General features: G+C 45.5%; 18 protein-coding genes. 5 read left to right on the top strand and 13 right to left on the bottom strand.

Annotated elements, in window-relative coordinates:
* Positions 1 to 87 precede the first annotated feature (87 nt).
* Together thiP and thiQ are read left to right on the top strand one after the other, a co-directional pair.
* A complete protein-coding gene (thiP, locus tag AB6E78_RS14045) occupies positions 88 to 1,701 on the top strand; it encodes a thiamine/thiamine pyrophosphate ABC transporter permease ThiP (protein ID WP_017058907.1) in 1,614 nt (537 codons plus the stop codon).
* Positions 1,701 to 2,405, top strand: coding sequence for a thiamine ABC transporter ATP-binding protein (thiQ, locus tag AB6E78_RS14040; RefSeq protein ID WP_137001871.1), 705 nt, complete (start codon positions 1,701 to 1,703; stop codon positions 2,403 to 2,405). Before thiP ends, thiQ begins: the two co-directional genes overlap by 1 nt.
* Positions 2,406 to 2,528: 123 nt before the next feature.
* On the opposite strand, the gene yjgA is transcribed toward thiQ, so the two are convergent.
* Positions 2,529 to 3,053 (bottom strand): ribosome biogenesis factor YjgA, encoded by a 525-nt coding sequence (gene yjgA, locus AB6E78_RS14035; RefSeq protein ID WP_017058909.1) that lies wholly within the window; start codon positions 3,051 to 3,053, stop codon positions 2,529 to 2,531.
* Between the two features lie 118 nt (positions 3,054 to 3,171).
* Between yjgA and pmbA the strand changes: the two genes are divergently transcribed.
* On the top strand, positions 3,172 to 4,515 hold the full coding sequence (gene pmbA, locus AB6E78_RS14030) for a metalloprotease PmbA (RefSeq protein ID WP_372133824.1): 1,344 nt from the start codon (positions 3,172 to 3,174) through the stop codon (positions 4,513 to 4,515).
* A 96-nt stretch (positions 4,516 to 4,611) separates the two neighbouring features.
* Here pmbA and mgtE read toward each other — a convergent pair whose 3' ends face one another.
* From mgtE to AB6E78_RS13970, 12 genes are all read right to left on the bottom strand, one after another.
* Positions 4,612 to 5,967: a magnesium transporter gene (mgtE, locus tag AB6E78_RS14025; protein ID WP_017058911.1), complete on the bottom strand. Its 1,356-nt coding sequence runs from the start codon at positions 5,965 to 5,967 to the stop codon at positions 4,612 to 4,614.
* A gap of 148 nt (positions 5,968 to 6,115) precedes the next feature.
* Positions 6,116 to 6,391, bottom strand: a complete 276-nt coding sequence (locus tag AB6E78_RS14020; RefSeq protein WP_017063734.1) for an HPr family phosphocarrier protein — start codon at positions 6,389 to 6,391, stop codon at positions 6,116 to 6,118.
* Positions 6,392 to 6,393: 2 nt separating this feature from the next.
* Positions 6,394 to 7,263, bottom strand: a complete 870-nt coding sequence (gene rapZ / locus AB6E78_RS14015) for an RNase adapter RapZ (protein WP_017063735.1) — start codon at positions 7,261 to 7,263, stop codon at positions 6,394 to 6,396.
* 1 nt (position 7,264) lies between these two features.
* A complete protein-coding gene (gene ptsN, locus AB6E78_RS14010; RefSeq protein WP_004738707.1) occupies positions 7,265 to 7,726 on the bottom strand; it encodes a PTS IIA-like nitrogen regulatory protein PtsN in 462 nt (153 codons plus the stop codon).
* Between the two features lies 1 nt (position 7,727).
* Positions 7,728 to 8,015, bottom strand: a complete 288-nt coding sequence (gene hpf / locus AB6E78_RS14005) for a ribosome hibernation promoting factor (protein ID WP_009847742.1) — start codon at positions 8,013 to 8,015, stop codon at positions 7,728 to 7,730.
* 62 nt (positions 8,016 to 8,077) lie between these two features.
* On the bottom strand, positions 8,078 to 9,538 hold the full coding sequence (locus tag AB6E78_RS14000) for an RNA polymerase factor sigma-54 (RefSeq protein ID WP_017058913.1): 1,461 nt from the start codon (positions 9,536 to 9,538) through the stop codon (positions 8,078 to 8,080).
* Positions 9,539 to 9,592: 54 nt separating this feature from the next.
* Positions 9,593 to 10,318 (bottom strand): LPS export ABC transporter ATP-binding protein, encoded by a 726-nt coding sequence (gene lptB / locus AB6E78_RS13995; protein ID WP_004735304.1) that lies wholly within the window; start codon positions 10,316 to 10,318, stop codon positions 9,593 to 9,595.
* Between the two features lie 2 nt (positions 10,319 to 10,320).
* Complete coding sequence (lptA, locus tag AB6E78_RS13990; protein ID WP_017058914.1) at positions 10,321 to 10,815, bottom strand: lipopolysaccharide transport periplasmic protein LptA; 495 nt, start codon at positions 10,813 to 10,815, stop codon at positions 10,321 to 10,323.
* Positions 10,796 to 11,359 (bottom strand): LPS export ABC transporter periplasmic protein LptC, encoded by a 564-nt coding sequence (gene lptC, locus AB6E78_RS13985; protein ID WP_004735306.1) that lies wholly within the window; start codon positions 11,357 to 11,359, stop codon positions 10,796 to 10,798. Before lptC ends, lptA begins: the two co-directional genes overlap by 20 nt.
* Positions 11,356 to 11,913, bottom strand: a complete 558-nt coding sequence (gene kdsC, locus AB6E78_RS13980; protein ID WP_017058916.1) for a 3-deoxy-manno-octulosonate-8-phosphatase KdsC — start codon at positions 11,911 to 11,913, stop codon at positions 11,356 to 11,358. The genes lptC and kdsC overlap by 4 nt, the downstream gene beginning before the upstream one ends.
* On the bottom strand, positions 11,913 to 12,884 hold the full coding sequence (gene kdsD, locus AB6E78_RS13975) for an arabinose-5-phosphate isomerase KdsD (protein ID WP_017058917.1): 972 nt from the start codon (positions 12,882 to 12,884) through the stop codon (positions 11,913 to 11,915). Before kdsD ends, kdsC begins: the two co-directional genes overlap by 1 nt.
* Before the next feature lie 34 nt (positions 12,885 to 12,918).
* On the bottom strand, positions 12,919 to 13,884 hold the full coding sequence (locus AB6E78_RS13970) for a calcium/sodium antiporter (RefSeq protein WP_017063737.1): 966 nt from the start codon (positions 13,882 to 13,884) through the stop codon (positions 12,919 to 12,921).
* Positions 13,885 to 14,148: 264 nt separating this feature from the next.
* On the opposite strand from AB6E78_RS13970, the gene mlaF reads away from it, so the two are divergent.
* Together mlaF and mlaE are read left to right on the top strand one after the other, a co-directional pair.
* The gene (mlaF, locus tag AB6E78_RS13965; protein WP_017058919.1) at positions 14,149 to 14,943 is read left to right on the top strand and encodes a phospholipid ABC transporter ATP-binding protein MlaF; all 795 of its coding nucleotides are present in this window, start codon (positions 14,149 to 14,151) and stop codon (positions 14,941 to 14,943) included.
* A gap of 1 nt (position 14,944) precedes the next feature.
* Positions 14,945 to 15,724 (top strand): lipid asymmetry maintenance ABC transporter permease subunit MlaE, encoded by a 780-nt coding sequence (gene mlaE, locus AB6E78_RS13960; protein ID WP_017058920.1) that lies wholly within the window; start codon positions 14,945 to 14,947, stop codon positions 15,722 to 15,724.

The following is a 15,724-nucleotide window of genomic DNA, read 5'->3' as shown; positions in this document are numbered from 1 at the left end:
TTTTAAAAAATTAGCTTTCTAACTTTCTGTATTTAAAGGTTTGTTCGATGTTAACTGAGCGAACCATTTACGGTAAAAAATCAATCTATGATAAAGAAAACACCTAAGGTTGGGATTTGGGTAGCGATACTCATTACCGCCTTCGTGGTTTCAGCAGTTGGGGCATTGCTTAGCAATGCCCCTTCTCTTGATATCAGCCAAGTATGGTCCGATCCCTACTATTGGCATGTAACGAAATTCAGTTTTTATCAGGCGACACTCTCAACGGTGCTGAGTGTTGGCTTTGCTATACCTATTGCTCATGCGCTGTGTCGTAGACAATTTTTTGGACGCGCTTTGTTGTTAAGGCTGTTCGCGTCGACCTTAGTCCTGCCAGTGTTAGTGGGTGTATTTGGCTTACTTGCGATCTATGGCAATAGTGGTTGGTTAGCTAAGTTTTTGGCGAACTTCGATATTGAATTGCCATTTTCCATATACGGATTGAATGGTATTTTGCTGGCGCACGTTTTCTTCAACTTGCCTTATGCCAGTCGCTTACTTCTGCAAGCGTTAGATACCGTGCCTGCCGAGCAACACAAGCTTTGTGCTCACTTGGGTATGAGTCATTGGAACAAATTCAGATGGGTTGAATGGCCTCGCTTAAGACAGCAATTACCACATGTGTGTGGCTTAGTCTTCATGTTGTGTTTTACCAGCTTTGCTACCGTGATGGCGCTAGGCGGTGGACCTAAATCAACCACTATCGAGCTCGCTATTTATCAGGCGATTAAATTCGACTTTGACCTTCAAGCTGGTGCCTTGCTCGCGATATGGCAAATGCTGCTGTGTGGTGTGCTAGCGGTGAGCATTCAACGCCTATCGAAGCCTATTTCAGTGACGGCCAGTCAGCTGTCGGAAGAGAAATATTTGGTTAAGGACAGCTGGTGGTCAAAAGCTTGGGATAGCTTTTGGATCATCATAGTCTCAATGCTGGTATTGCCGCCATTAGCTATGGTTATCGTCAGTGGAATTAACTCGCAGGCATTAACCGTACTCAGCAGCGAGCCGTTTTGGGCGGCGTTAATGACCTCGGTTAAAGTCGCGTCATTAGCAAGTGTTATCGCAGTTGGTATTGGTATCGCCATACTACTGACTAGCCGAGCATGGCGTTTACAGAACAAGAATTTTCGAGCCGATAAAATCGAGCTGATTGGCACTATTATCTTGGTGACTCCGGGGCTGGTGATCAGTACGGGTATCTTCTTATTACTGCGTTCATTCACCGATGTATTCAGTTTAGCTTTCTTTATCGTGATTGCCGTCAACAGCTTAATGGCGCTGCCTTACGTAATTAAAACCCTAGCTCAACCTATGCTGCATTTGTCTCAGCAGTACCAGTATGTGTGTGCAAGCTTGGGTATGACAGGTTTCACGCGTTTTAGGTTAGTGGAGTGGCGAGCATTGCGTAAGCCGATGGCGCAAGCCTTCTCGATTAGCTTTATGTTGGCGATGGGTGACTTAAGCGCGATTGCTTTGTTTGGTAGCCAAGATTTTAGAACTCTGCCTTTGTACCTATTCCAATTGTTAGGCAGCTATCAAATGGAAGCGGCGGCGGTAGTTTCTGTGAGCTTACTGTTACTGAGTGTCGGCAGTTTTAGCTTAATAGAATTCTTATTTACTCGAAGATCTAAGCTCGATGCTAAAGAATTAAGGAACCGATGATGTTAGTGATGAAAGATGTGGATTACCATTATCACAGAGAGTTGTTTAGCTTTGATTTTCAAGCTGAGCAGGGCGATATTGTTGCGCTTATGGGGCCGAGTGGTGCGGGTAAATCTACACTGTTGGCGCTAGTTGCTGGTTTCATCGAGCCTACATCGGGTGAGATATCAGTGGCTGGGCAGTCGCTTATTGGTAAAGAAGCACATCAGCGTCCGTTGGCGATGTTGTTTCAAGAGCACAACCTGTTTGCCCATCTCACGGTGAGTGAAAATATTGGTTTAGGTCTGCACCCGGGATTAAAGCTTACGGCAACCCAAAAGCTCAAAGTTGAGCAAGCAGCCGCACAAGTAGGTGTTGCAGAGTATTTGGATAGATTGCCTGAGCACTTATCCGGTGGTCAACGCCAGCGTGTCGCGTTAGCGCGTTGTTTTGTCCAACCTCATGATATTTGGCTGCTTGATGAACCTTTCTCTGCGCTTGACCCTTTGCTGCGTGAAGAGATGCTTAGCTTAGTGAAGCGATTAGCGGCAGAGCGAAATATTACGGTCTTGATGGTGACTCACCATTTAGGTGACGCACGCAGTATCGCGAATAAGTTTGTGTTTGTGGCGCTAGGTAAGGTGTTGGTTGAAGACTCGATAGAGGCACTGACGGCGGATCATCCACAGACAGAATTAAGCTCATTTGTTAAAGCGGGTGAGTGACGACTCATCACTCCTGTGAGTATTTATTGATATTGAGTGCTTCTTGATATCGAGTGCGTCAAAAACAAAAAGACCTAGCATGCGCTAGGTCTTTTATTGTCTTACAGAATAAAGCGACAAAGATTAGTCTTCTAGCTTTAGCTCTTTTAAGATTTGGAAGATCTCACGAGAAGACTTTGCAGGCTTGTTCGCTGATTTCTCTTTGTTAGCTTGGCGAGCTAGCTGACGAAGACGCTGACGGTCTGCTTCAGGGTACATTTCCATTACTTCTGAAATAGCCGCATCACCTTCAGCAACAACACGATCACGCAGTTGCTCAAGCTTATGTAGTTCAGCTGTTGCTTGTGAGTGCTTGTTACGTACTTTATCCAAAGCCGCTTGAATTGGCTCAGGATCGACATTACGCATTACTTTACCAATGTATTGAAGTTGACGACGCTTCGCTTCATTTTTAAAGCGTTGTGCATCTTTAATCGCTTGTGCCAAATCTTCAGACAGCGGAAATTTATCTAATACAGAAGGCTTTAGACCAACAAGCTCTTCTCCCAGCTTTTGCAGGGCATCCATGTCCGTTTTCATTTCTGTCTTACTTACCCAGATGATTTCTTCTTCTGGTTCCCATGGGGCTTTTTGGTTTTTGCGAGCCATCTTTTCTGCCTATGTCACTATCTCAAACGAATATATTGCCTATTTTAGCAAGAATCTTGGGGAGAAAGCGAAATTCTTGTTATCCTACGTAATATTGACCTAAAAAATTAGAATAGATATGGATGTAAAACAGCAAGTCGCCCAGCAAAGAGTTGAGCTAGAAGCCGCAGTAGCTAAAGCGTTGGATATGGCATCAGTGAGTGCAGACGCAGCTGAGGTCGCTATTACTAAGTCAACGGGTTTAAGTGTTTCAACACGTATGTGTGAAGTGGAAAACGTTGAATTTAATAGTGATGGTGCGCTAGGTATTACTGTTTATCGCGGCCAGAAAAAAGGCAGCGCATCTACATCTGATCTGAGTGAAAAGGCGATTGCTCAAACCGTCGCGGCCGCACTTGATATCGCTCAGTACACTTCTGAAGACCCATTTGCCGGTCCTGCGGCAAAAGAATACATGGTAAAAGAAATTCCAGATTTGGATCTTTTTCACCCTGATGAACCAAACCCTGACTATGCCGCTGAGATTGCGATTGCTGCTGAGAAGCAAGCGTTAGCTTCTAGCGATAAGATCAAACAGAGTGATGGCGCAAGCTACGACAGCCACTATGGCGTTAAGGTTTATGGTAACAGCCATGGCTTACTAGCAAGCTATGCTTCTAGTCGTCATAGCACGAGCTGCTGTGTAATTGGACAAGGCGCTAACGGTGAGATGGAGCGTGACTACAGCTACACCGTTGCACGTCACCGTGACGAGCTGTGGACGCCTGAGCGTGTAGGTCAAGAAGCTGCAGAAAAGACCATTAGCCGTTTGGATGCGAAAAAGCTACCAACAGGCCAGTATCCAATTATGTTCGCTAATGATGTGGCAACTGGCTTGATTGGTCACCTTGTTATGGCGATCAGTGGCGGTAACCTTTACCGAAAGTCGTCATTCCTATTGGATCATCTCGGTCAGAAAATCCTACCTGACTGGTTTAACATTTCTGAGCGACCACATATCTTGCGTGGTTTGGCTTCAAGCCCATTCGATAGCGAAGGTGTGTTCACTCAAGATCGTGAAATCATCACTGACGGTGTGCTAGCAACTTACCTACTAACGAGCTATGCCGCACGTAAGATGGATATGACGCCAACCGGTCATGCTGGTGGTATTCATAACTGGTTCGTTAAATCGACCGGTCAAAACTTTGAGCAGATGCTAAAAGAGTTGGGTACTGGCTTCCTAGTCACTGAAGTGATGGGCCAAGGCGTAAACACCGTAACGGGTGATTATTCACGTGGCGCTGCGGGTTTCTGGGTTGAAAACGGAGAGATCCAATACCCAGTATCAGAAGTAACAATCGCAGGTAACCTAAAAGACATGTTTACTCAGATTGTTGCTGTGGGTAACGACGTAGAAACACGTTCGCAAATTCAAACGGGTTCAATCTTGCTTGAGTCAATGAAAGTCGCAGGCGAGTAATTCAATTAAAGCGAATCTGATGAATTAAAAAAGGGAGCCGTGGCTCCCTTTTTGTTTTCTGTATTTCGCCAAAAATTGGCTAACTGCTTATGCTAACTAGATCAGTATGGTCGCTAAGCCTAGGAACACCGATAGGCCAATAACATCGGTTACTGTGGTCAGTGCCATACCGCCAGCAAGGGCTGGATCGATATTCATCTTCTTCAACATCACTGGGATAGTTACACCAGCAATACCTGCGACAATCAAGTTGGTCATCATCGCCGCTGAGATGATGCCTCCCAGTATCCAGTTACCTTTCCAAGCCACCACGATACCACCAATGATAACGGCCCATAGAACGCCGTTTAGGAAGCCGATGGCTGCCTCTTTGAGTAGCAGTTCGCGTTTGTTACTGTCACCGATATGACCGAGTGCCAAACCACGAATCACCAGAGCAACGGTTTGGTTACCGGCAACACCACCCATTGAAGGTACGATAGTCATCAGTACTGCAATCGCTGCCATTTGGTCGAGCGTTGCTTCAAACATATTCGATACTGATGCGGCAGCAAGTGCTGCGAGTACGTTAGCACCAAGCCACACACTACGACGACGAGCAGATTTTACGACCGGTGCGAAGGTATCTTCGTCATCGTCCATACCCGCCATACTCATCATTGAGTGTTCGGCATCTTCACGGATAACATCAACCACGTCATCGATGGTGATACGACCAACAAGGTGCTGGTTACTATCGATGACAGGCGCAGAAACCCAGTTACGACGTTCAAACAGGCTCGCGATATCTGACGCACTGGTTTCTACCGCGATCGCTTCGTCGGCATCATCCATCACTTCTGAAACAGGGACATCAGGTTGAGTCGTTACTAGCGTGGTAAGTGATAGGTTACCGATAAGACGTTCTTCTTCATCAATAACATACAGAGCATCAGTTGCATCCGGCAGTTCACCACGCATACGCATGTAGCGCAATACAACGTCAACATCGACATCACCACGAATCGTGATTACGTCGGTGTTCATGATCGCACCCGCTGAATCTTCAGGGTACGACAGGGCAGTTTCAACTAATGCACGATCGACGGAGTCCATTTGAGAAAGGACTTCGCGAGAAACATCGTCGGGTAGGCTTCGAAGTACGTACGCGACGTCATCGGTTTCCATACCTTCGGTTGCTTCTGCCAAGGTCTCAGGTGCCATTTTCGACACAAGAGCATCTTTGACGTCTTCGTTTAGTTCATCAAGAATTTCACCGTAGTCTTCAGGATCGGTGAGTTGCCAGAGTACGTCACGACTTTTGCGAGGGGAGGCTTCTAAAAGGTGTGCAATATCTTCAGGCTCCATGTCCTGAAGTTGTCGGCGTACGTGAACAAATCGGCCGTTTTCTAGGGCTTCGCTGACTTCTTGGAGGGTTTGGTGAGCTTGGTCGAATTCTAATTGCTCTGCCATATTTTCCTCCTATCTCATTATTCTAACAATGGTTGGAATAGTAACTTAATTCTGGGGCTTATTTAAATCATAAACTTAGATAGAACTAAGATTTAATATTGGTTGGTTCGTTGTTTGAGTCTTAGGCGTTGTGAGTGAAGCGTTTTCGCTACTCACCCTCATCAAACTTGTCTTCAATGAGATGACAGACGGCATCCAGTGCTTGCTGTGAATCGGTACCTGCAGCTTGAATCGTAATATGTTGCCCTTGCGCTGATTCCAGCATAAGTAACCCCATTACGCTGTCTGCGGTGGCACTTTTATCTTCTTCACTATGAATTGTGATAGTGGCATCAAAGCTTTGTGCAAGCTCAACCAACTTTACGGCTGCTCTAGCGTGAAGACCCAAGCGATTTTGGATCAGTACAGTTCGAGTTAATTCCATGGTTAGCCCTGTTGGTGCTTCTCTAGGGAGGCGTGTCTGATTTGAACTTGATGGCCAAGTTGCTCAAAGTACTCACCAATTTTCTGGGTTAGATAAACCGAGCGGTGTTTGCCGCCAGTACAGCCAATCGCGACCGTTAGGTAACTGCGATTGTTCTTCTCTAACATTGGTAACCACTGTTCAACAAAGCCTTGGATCTGTTGCTTGAGTTCCAGAACTTCTGAGTGTTCTTCTAGAAAGGAGTGAATTGGTGCATCTAGCCCGGTTAGTGGTCGTAGTGCAGGTTCCCAGTGAGGGTTCGGCAAAAAGCGAACATCAAACACGTAGTCGGCATCACTTGGCAAGCCATACTTAAAACCGAAAGATTGAAAGACGATGATCAGCTCTTGCTTCTCTTTGCCTTCAACTTTAAATCGAACCTTTTCACTCAATTCGTAGAGGTTGCAGTCACTGCTGTCGATCACAATGCTGGCGTGCTCTGCGAGAGGTGTCAGAAGTGTCTTCTCTAAATCAATCGCTTGCTCAAGAGAGAGCTTTTCTTGGCCAATTGATAAAGGGTGGATTCTGCGGGTTTCGCTGTAGCGCTTAAGGAGTGTCTGCTTGCTGGCATCGAGGAACAATACATCAACATCGATGTTTGTAGCTGACTCGAGTTGCTCGAGCGTGTCGGTGACTAACTGAGGCTCTTTCGGTAGGTTACGTATATCAATACTTACCGCAACGTTTTGGTTGCTTTCGCGTACCGATTCGACAAAGTTGTTGAGCAGGTTTACTGGTAGATTATCGACACAGTAATACCCCAAGTCTTCTAGGACTCGTAACGCAACACTTTTACCGGCCCCTGATTGGCCACTAACCACGATTAATCGCATGTTATTGCTCGCAAGTTGGCACTTGAATCATGATGTCGTAAAGCTCTTGATCGCTCTGAGCATTACGCAGCTGTTTAAGAGTCTGCTTGTCGTTTAGTCGTTCTGCCATACAAGAAAGGGTTTTTAGATGTTCTTTGCATTGTTCGCTAGGAACAAGCAGGGCAAATAGTAGGTCGACAGGACGATTATCAATCGCATCAAATTCGATAGGATCTTGGCATTGCAGTAATACAGCTATCGCTTTATCACTGACATTCATACGAGCATGGGGAATCGCGATACCATTACCAATACCGGTACTGCCCATCTTCTCACGGCTCAACATACACTCAAATAGCTCTGTTGAATCTTGACCGCAGCTCTCAGCTGCTATCTGGCTGATGAGCTCAAGGGCTCTTTTTTTGCTTGTGCATTGGACTGCACTTTTGGTGCAGTCCAATGAAAGTACTTCGCTTAATTGCATGTTAGTGACTACTTAGCTTTTCTTTGTGCTTGTTGAGTTGGCGGACGAGTTTATCAACCAATGAATCAATCGCGGCATACATGCTTTCATCTGTTGCTGTCGCATGGATTTCCCCCTGATTTATATGCAGGGTAGCTTCTGCGATTTGATTGATTTTCTCAACTTTTAAAACAACCTGAACGCTATTGATATGATCAAAGAAGCGCTCAAGTTTGTCGAATTTGGTGTGAACATAGTCTTGCATTGAATCGGTAAGATCAACGTGATGGCCTTGAATATTGATTTGCATAGACTTTCCTTTTCAGTTGGTTGCCTGATCATAGTTGCTAAGTAACTAGCGACTAAATGAGCTTATAGCAGGCGTTTACGCTGACTCGATGGGGCAATGCCCAGAGACTCACGGTATTTCGCTATGGTACGTCTAGCTACCTGAATTCCTTGGTCAGCCAGTAAAGCAGCAATCTTACTATCACTTAGAGGCTTCGCGGTATTTTCCGCTGCGACAAGCTTCTTGATGAGTGCGCGAATTGCTGTAGATGAACATTCACCGCCATTGTCAGTGCTGACATGGCTTGAGAAAAAGTATTTGAGCTCGAAGATGCCACGTGGCGTATGCATGAATTTTTGAGTCGTCACACGAGAGATCGTGGATTCGTGCATATCAACAGCTAACGCAACATCATTAAGAACCATTGGCTTCATCGCTTCTTCGCCATGTTCGAAGAAATCACGCTGATGTTCAACAATGCATCGCGCAACTTTGAGTAGCGTCTCATTTCGGCTCTCTAGGCTTTTAATTAACCACTTTGCTTCTTGCAAATTTGAGCGGATGTATTGATTGTCGGCGCTGTTGCCTTTACTGCCCAGATCAGCGTACTGCTGATTCACTTTCAACTTAGGCACGCTATCAGGGTTAATGGTCACTAACCATTTGCCAAGGTCTTTGAAGACAGATACATCTGGAACCACATACTCAGTTTCATCCGGAGTAATCTTACTGCCAGGACGAGGGTCCAGCTGTTGAATCAGTTGCAAAACTTCACGTAGTTCTGCTTCTTTCAACTTGGTCTCTTTGATAACCAGTTTGTAATCGCGATTGCCGAGTTGGTCGATATGGCTAGTAAGTACTAACTTAGCTTCGTTAAGCCAAGGCGTATCTTGGGGAAAGGTTGCCAGTTGCAGTAACAAGCAATCTTGCAGGTTGACTGAACCGACACCTAGCGGATCAAACTGCTGAATTCGTTTACGTACCGCTTCAATTTCATCAAGCTCGATCTCTTCATTGTCGAAGTTTTCAAGGATGTCTTCACAAGTTACAGTGAGGTAGCCGTAGTCGTCGATGGCATCGATTAATGCAAAAGCGATGCTTCGGTCGGTGTCAGTGAATGGCGTTAAGTCGAGTTGCCAAAGTAGGTAATCGTGCAGGCTTTGAGTGGTTTCGCCTTGATAAACCGGCATGTCGTCATCAATCGCAATACCCGTGTTACCGGTGTTCGCGCTGTAGACGTCTTCCCAAGTTGTGTCGATTTCTAGTTCGTTGCCAATCTCTGATTTTTCGATTAAGTCTGAGCTATCAGGTAAGTCTTGCTCTGTGGCTTCAACAGTTTCTTTTTCGTCACTGCTAGGTTTTTCTTCCGATGTTGGCGTATCTTCATTGCCTTCTTCGACATCGAGTAGTGGGTTAGATTCAAGTGCTTCTTGAATCTCTTGCTGCAAATCTAAAGTAGACAATTGCAACAAACGAATCGCTTGCTGCAATTGAGGAGTCATTGCTAACTGTTGGCCTAGCTTAAGTTGTAATGAGGGTTTCATTCAGTGTGACTTACCTAGTTATTATTCTTAGAACTCTCGATACTCTCTATATAATCATAGACGGAATTGTTCGCCTAGATAAACTTGTTTAACTTGTTCGTTATTGAGAACATCTTCAGGAGTACCCTCAGCGATCAGGTGTCCTTGGCTTACGATGTAAGCTTTTTCACACACGTCTAATGTTTCACGAACGTTGTGGTCGGTAATCAAAACGCCCAAGCCGCGATCACGCAGGTGAACAATGATTTTTTTGATATCGATTACTGAGATCGGGTCAACACCGGCGAATGGTTCATCCAATAGAATGAACTGCGGGTTTGCTGCTAGTGCACGAGCAATCTCTACACGACGACGCTCACCACCCGACAGAGCCATACCATTGCTGGTGCGGATATGTTGGATGTGGAACTCTTCTAGCAGGTCTTCCAGCTTATCTTGGCGTTGTTCGTTGGTCATTTCATCACGGGTTTGTAAAACCGCCATGATGTTGTTCTCTACGGACAACTTACGGAAAATCGATGCTTCTTGAGGCAGGTAACCGATACCAAGACGAGAGCGGCTGTGCATTGGTAAGATACTGATGTCTCGGTCATCAATGCTGATGGTACCTTCATCACGCGCCACCAAACCAACAATCATATAGAAAGATGTGGTTTTACCTGCACCGTTAGGCCCAAGCAGACCGACGATCTGGCCTGACTCTACCTGTAAGCTTACATCGGTAACAACCTTACGTTTACTGTAGGTTTTCGCTAGGTTTTTTGCTTTAAGAACAGCCATCGTTACTTATTCACTTCCGTTGGTTGTAAAACCGTTGACACTCGTTTGTTTTCACCACTGTCAGCGACTAATTTCTGAGAACCGATCTGGTAAGTGATCTTAGAACCGCGAATGATGCTGCCATCTTGAGATAACATCGCATTCTTAGTCATGATCAGTCGGTCGGCAACAAGCTGGTAGTGCAGGTCGTCAGCTTCACCGTAGAGTGTCTTACCGTCGTCAGTAAGCTGAGAGAAGGTTGCTGGCTTACCGAAGCCTTGAATTTCTTCAATCTCACCGTTTACGGCGTTACGAGTAACAATAACCTTATCGGCATTGATATTGATGCTGCCTTGTTTAAGGTTCACATCACCAAGGAAAGTCACTTGGTTACTTTTCATATCCAATTGCTGGCTGTCTGAGTCAATGTAGACAGGTTGCTCACTATCCGAAGACAGAGCATAGACATTAGGTGCCGCAAGGGTCAAAGCGAATAAACTAAGGTGTAAGAGTTTCATATCTACCTTGAACAGAATTAAAGAGGGTTGCATTGTTGGTACCGAAGTTACCTTTCATTGCTTGTCCCTCAGTTTCAAAAAATGTACCGATCATATGGACCGGAGTCTCTGAATAAAAATCTCGGCTAGGCAGCTCAACAACCATTTTATCTGTGGTCATTGTATCGAAGCTGGCTTCTGGCAACAGGTTCTTTGCCACGACGTTGTCATAAAACGTGACAACTTGATTCTCATCCATAATCGCGCGATCAGCGGTGACTTGCCATTCAATCGTGTGCCCTTCACGGAATACCGAAAGAACTGGGTTTTGAAAGTGCGTATCGCCAACTACTGAGTAGTGTTCTAAATACGTCGATTCAACCTGATAGCTGCGAATACCGCTTTCGTCGTAGCTAATGTTGTTCAGGCTTTTGCCACTAAACGCGGGCAGCTCCAAATTTGGAGCCACTTGTATCGTTGATGTTTGCTCTTTGTCGTACAAGTAATAGGTCGACCAAGAGGCAATAAATATGAGTATTAAATAGATAATACGAGTAAAACTCATATGCTTAAACCTTTATGCACGTCGAGTTCATTTCTTGCTTGTAAAATAAGGTCACAGACTTCACGTACCGCGCCATGACCACCGTTAATGGTTGTCACGTAGTTTGCACGCTTTGCAAGTAGCGGGTGCCCATCTGCCACACAGACCTTCAAGCCAACTTTTTCCATTACAGGCCAGTCAATCAGATCGTCTCCGATGTAACCTGTATTTTCAGGGTTTACAGAAAGCTTATCGCAAATATCTTGGTATGCCTTAACTTTATCGTCTTGACCTTGATAAATCAGCTTAATGCCTAGAGCGGTCATACGATTCTCAACAATTTGAGATTTGCGACCCGTGATGATCGCGATTTCAATGCCTGCGTTCATCAGTGATTTGATACCGTAACCGTCACGAGTGTGGAAGGTTTTCAGCTCTTCACCGTTGTTGCCCATGTAGATGCGACCATCAGAGAAGACACCATCGACATCGCAAATCAGCAGTTTGATCTCTTTTGCAATTGCAAATACATCTGAATTAACAGTGCCGTATAGAGTTTCGACTGTCTGTGTCATTACATTACTCCTGCTTTCAGTAAGTCATGCATGTTTAACGCTCCGACTAATTTACCTTCTTGGCATAACATCAGGCCATTGATGCTCTTCGCTTGCATCAAGTTTAAGCCCTCAACCGCGAGCATGTTTGGCTCGGCTACCGTCGGGTTTAGCGTCATCACATCACCGATCTGCGTGTTATGGATATCAACGCGTTTGTCTAAGATACGGCGTAAATCACCATCGGTAAAAATACCGGCCATTTGGCCATCTTCACCAACGATTGCTGTCATGCCTAAGCCTTTCTGAGATATCTCTAGTAGAGCGTCTCTTACTAGTGCGTCGGGTGCTACAACAGGAAGTGAATCGCCTGTGTGCATGATGTCGTCGAGCTTCAACAGCAGCTGACGACCTAAAGCGCCACCAGGATGAGACAGGGCAAAGTCTTGAGCGGTGAAGCCTCGAGCCTGCAAAAGTGCAACGGCTAATGCATCACCCATGACCAAAGTCGCCGTGGTGCTTGTTGTTGGTGCTAAGCCCAGCGGACAAGCTTCTTCCGGTACTGAAATTTGTAAATGGATATCAGACAGGGTTGCCATGTTTGATGCTGGCTTGCCTGTCATGCTGATGATCTTGATGCTCAGACGCTTTAACACAGGAAATAGGCTGAGGATTTCTCCCGATTCGCCGGAGTTGGATATTGCAATCACAATATCACCAGGTTCGATCATGCCTAAGTCGCCATGCGCCGCTTCGCCTGGGTGAACAAAGAAAGCCGATGTCCCGGTACTTGCCAATGTTGCTGCGATTTTGTTGCCAATGTGGCCTGATTTACCCATGCCCATCACAACGACTTTGCCTTTGTTGTTCAGGATAAGGTCGCAAGCTTTACAAAAATCATCATTAAAATATTGGTCTAATTGAGTGAGACCTGCAACTTCGGTTTCCAAAACTTGTTTTGCAACGCTGCGGTAATCAAATGGCTGAGACATCAAATACTCCAAGTACGGGAAGTTAAATCAACAATTAAGCCGACATGTTCATTAATAGGTAACTTTGGTAGGCCACGAACGTCACAATTAACACGCCGCCTTCAATACGATTCACACTACGAGATTTTCCTAGTGCCATCACAACAAGTAGTAGCGATACGCCTAGCATTACCCAGAAGTCACGACCCATAGCGAACTCGCTCAAGATCGAAGGGTTTAGGATGCCCGGGATACCCATAACAGCAAGGATGTTGAATACGTTTGAACCAATGATATTACCTACAGCCATATCATCTTCACCCTTCATAACGCCGGCTAGTGATGCTGCAAGTTCAGGAAGGCTAGTACCAACAGCAATGATGGTTAAACCAATGACAAGGTCGCTCATGCCGAAGAACTTCGCGATGATCACAGCGTTATCTACCAGCATATCAGCAGCTAAAGGTAGGACGATTAGACCAATCACGACCCACATTGCAGCCTTAGGGTTACTTACGCCTTCAGGGATCTCTGATTCTTGCTCATCAAGGAAAGCATCGCCGTTCTTTTTCTCGCTGCGGCTGATTTGCAACATAGCAAACAAAAACGCGGCAAAAAGAACAAACAACAACACGCCTTCATAGAAGCCTAAATGGTTATCCCACAATAGGGCGCCCGCTAGCAGAGTGACACCGATCATTAATGGTAGTTCACGACGAATCACGCCTGAGCTAATCGATAACGGCTTGATAAGGGCTGTAATACCTAAAATCAGCGCGATGTTGGCGATGTTAGAGCCCAGTACGTTGCCTACAGCTGTATCTGTTTTGCCATCAAGGGCTGCTGTCGCAGAAACCATCATTTCAGGAGCCGAAGACCCCATTGCTAAGATCGTCATACCGATAACTAGTGGTGAAATACCGAAGTTGCGAGCAAGAGCAGCGGCACCGTAAACCAGCTTATCTGCACTCCACACCAAAAAACCTAGACCGATAATAAGAAACGCAATCGCTTCAAGCATGATGATTCCTAAAAAATTAATAAAAACGGAGAATTAACCGCTAATTTTGACCTGTTGCTAGATAAAAGGGAAGTCACTCGGCAAATTAATTACCAGTTAGCAGGCAAGAAAGAGAGATCAATAGATAATTTCTTAATGCTTTCAAATCCCTGCATAGATTCCTGTTTAATATGAATTAATTGAACAGTGCTTTTAATTCTAAAGTAGACTCATTATTATTGCAGCCATAATTGGCGTTTTTTAAAGCAAGGAAACAACAAAAATATGTTGAACACTGAGCTTGTGAAAGTTAAGAACCTCAGCTTCTCACGCGGTGACCGCGTTATCTTTGATGACATCAGTTTAGAGGTGCCTCAAGGCAAGATAACCGCCATCATGGGGCCGTCTGGGATCGGCAAAACGACTTTACTGCGTTTGATCGGTGGGCAACTGCCGCCAGATGAAGGCGAAGTTTGGTTTGATGGTGACAATATCCCTGCATTATCACGTCGAAAGCTATATCAAGCACGTAAGAAAATGAGCATGCTATTCCAATCGGGTGCGCTTTTTACGGATCTCAATGTCTTTGATAATGTGGCGTTTCCGCTGCGAGAGCACACTGAACTTAATGAAAAATTCATTCGTACCATCGTATTACTTAAGCTTGAAGCGGTAGGATTACGTGGTGCTGCGCAATTGATGCCGAGTGAGTTGTCTGGCGGAATGGCTAGGCGTGCCGCACTGGCGCGCGCAATCGCACTGGATCCAGAACTTATCATGTACGATGAGCCGTTTGTTGGCCAAGATCCCATCACCATGGGCGTATTGGTTGAATTGATACGAAATCTCAATCAAGCCTTGGGCTTAACCTCGATTGTTGTTTCTCACGATGTGCCAGAGGTGATGAGTATTGCTGATTGGGTTTACCTCATGGCAGATAGCAAGATCATTGCCGCTGGAACACCTGATGAGTTGTACAACAATAGCGATCCGAGAGTGCAGCAATTTTTGCAAGGCGAAGCCGATGGTCCAGTACCATTTAGATTCCCTGCGAAGAGCTTAGAAAAGGATTTGTTTTAATATGATTGTTAAAACTATTGCGGGTGTCGGTAAGCGTACACTTGCGAGCTGTGAGTCATTTGGTCGAGCAAGCCTGATGTTATTTGGGGCTTTGTTTGGCATCCCGCGACTAAAAAACTTCCCCTTATTAGTAAAACAACTTTATAGCGTTGGCGTTCAGTCATTGGCTATTATTTTAGTTTCGGGTCTGTTTATCGGCATGGTGCTCAGCCTGCAGGGCTATGTCGTGTTAATTGACTACGGCGCTGAGGGAAACCTTGGTCAAATGGTCGCGCTTTCACTGTTGCGTGAGTTGGGGCCTGTGGTGACTGCGTTATTATTTGCAGGTCGAGCCGGTTCAGCACTCACGGCAGAGATTGGGTTAATGAAGGCAACAGAGCAGATCTCAAGCCTTGAGATGATGGCCGTTGACCCTCTTAAACGCATTATTGCACCACGTCTTTGGGCCGGGCTTATCTCAATGCCATTGCTTGCTATGATTTTTATGGCGGTAGGTATTTGGGGCGGTCAACTGGTTGGTGTTGATTGGAAAGGCATTGATCACGGCAGTTTCTGGTCTGCGATGCAGTCTTCAGTAGAACTTGGCCGAGATATTGGTAACAGCATGATCAAATGTATGGTCTTCGCTATCACCGTAACTTGGATCGCACTTTTCAATGGTTATGACGCAGTACCGACTTCAGAAGGTATCAGTCAGGCAACCACACGCACTGTAGTGCACTCTTCTCTAGCGGTACTAGGGCTAGATTTTGTTCTTACCGCATTGATGTTTGGGAATTAA

Origin of the sequence: Vibrio sp. 10N.247.310.98 (assembly GCF_041467395.1) — a bacterium.
Taxonomy (GTDB): Bacteria; Pseudomonadota; Gammaproteobacteria; order Enterobacterales; family Vibrionaceae; genus Vibrio; species Vibrio crassostreae_C.
Note: the sequence above shows the minus strand (reverse complement) of the source record. Positions and strands in the feature narration are given on the sequence as shown.

Bases quoted from the DNA above. Each gene is read 5' to 3' on its own strand.
- pmbA (WP_372133824.1), top strand. From the start codon at position 3,172: ATGGATGTAAAACAGCAAGTCGCCCAGCAAAGAGTTGAGCTAGAAGCC.
- ptsN (WP_004738707.1), bottom strand. From the start codon at position 7,726: ATGCAATTAAGCGAAGTACTTTCATTGGACTGCACCAAAAGTGCAGTC.
- AB6E78_RS14020 (WP_017063734.1), bottom strand. From the start codon at position 6,391: ATGGAATTAACTCGAACTGTACTGATCCAAAATCGCTTGGGTCTTCAC.
- lptC (WP_004735306.1), bottom strand. From the start codon at position 11,359: ATGAGTTTTACTCGTATTATCTATTTAATACTCATATTTATTGCCTCT.
- mlaF (WP_017058919.1), top strand. From the start codon at position 14,149: ATGTTGAACACTGAGCTTGTGAAAGTTAAGAACCTCAGCTTCTCACGC.
- mgtE (WP_017058911.1), bottom strand. From the start codon at position 5,967: ATGGCAGAGCAATTAGAATTCGACCAAGCTCACCAAACCCTCCAAGAA.
- kdsD (WP_017058917.1), bottom strand. From the start codon at position 12,884: ATGTCTCAGCCATTTGATTACCGCAGCGTTGCAAAACAAGTTTTGGAA.
- kdsC (WP_017058916.1), bottom strand. From the start codon at position 11,913: ATGACACAGACAGTCGAAACTCTATACGGCACTGTTAATTCAGATGTA.
- yjgA (WP_017058909.1), bottom strand. From the start codon at position 3,053: ATGGCTCGCAAAAACCAAAAAGCCCCATGGGAACCAGAAGAAGAAATC.
- AB6E78_RS13970 (WP_017063737.1), bottom strand. From the start codon at position 13,884: ATGCTTGAAGCGATTGCGTTTCTTATTATCGGTCTAGGTTTTTTGGTG.
- lptA (WP_017058914.1), bottom strand. From the start codon at position 10,815: ATGAAACTCTTACACCTTAGTTTATTCGCTTTGACCCTTGCGGCACCT.
- AB6E78_RS14000 (WP_017058913.1), bottom strand. From the start codon at position 9,538: ATGAAACCCTCATTACAACTTAAGCTAGGCCAACAGTTAGCAATGACT.
- thiQ (WP_137001871.1), top strand. From the start codon at position 1,701: ATGTTAGTGATGAAAGATGTGGATTACCATTATCACAGAGAGTTGTTT.
- thiP (WP_017058907.1), top strand. From the start codon at position 88: ATGATAAAGAAAACACCTAAGGTTGGGATTTGGGTAGCGATACTCATT.
- hpf (WP_009847742.1), bottom strand. From the start codon at position 8,015: ATGCAAATCAATATTCAAGGCCATCACGTTGATCTTACCGATTCAATG.
- lptB (WP_004735304.1), bottom strand. From the start codon at position 10,318: ATGGCTGTTCTTAAAGCAAAAAACCTAGCGAAAACCTACAGTAAACGT.
- mlaE (WP_017058920.1), top strand. From the start codon at position 14,945: ATGATTGTTAAAACTATTGCGGGTGTCGGTAAGCGTACACTTGCGAGC.
- rapZ (WP_017063735.1), bottom strand. From the start codon at position 7,263: ATGCGATTAATCGTGGTTAGTGGCCAATCAGGGGCCGGTAAAAGTGTT.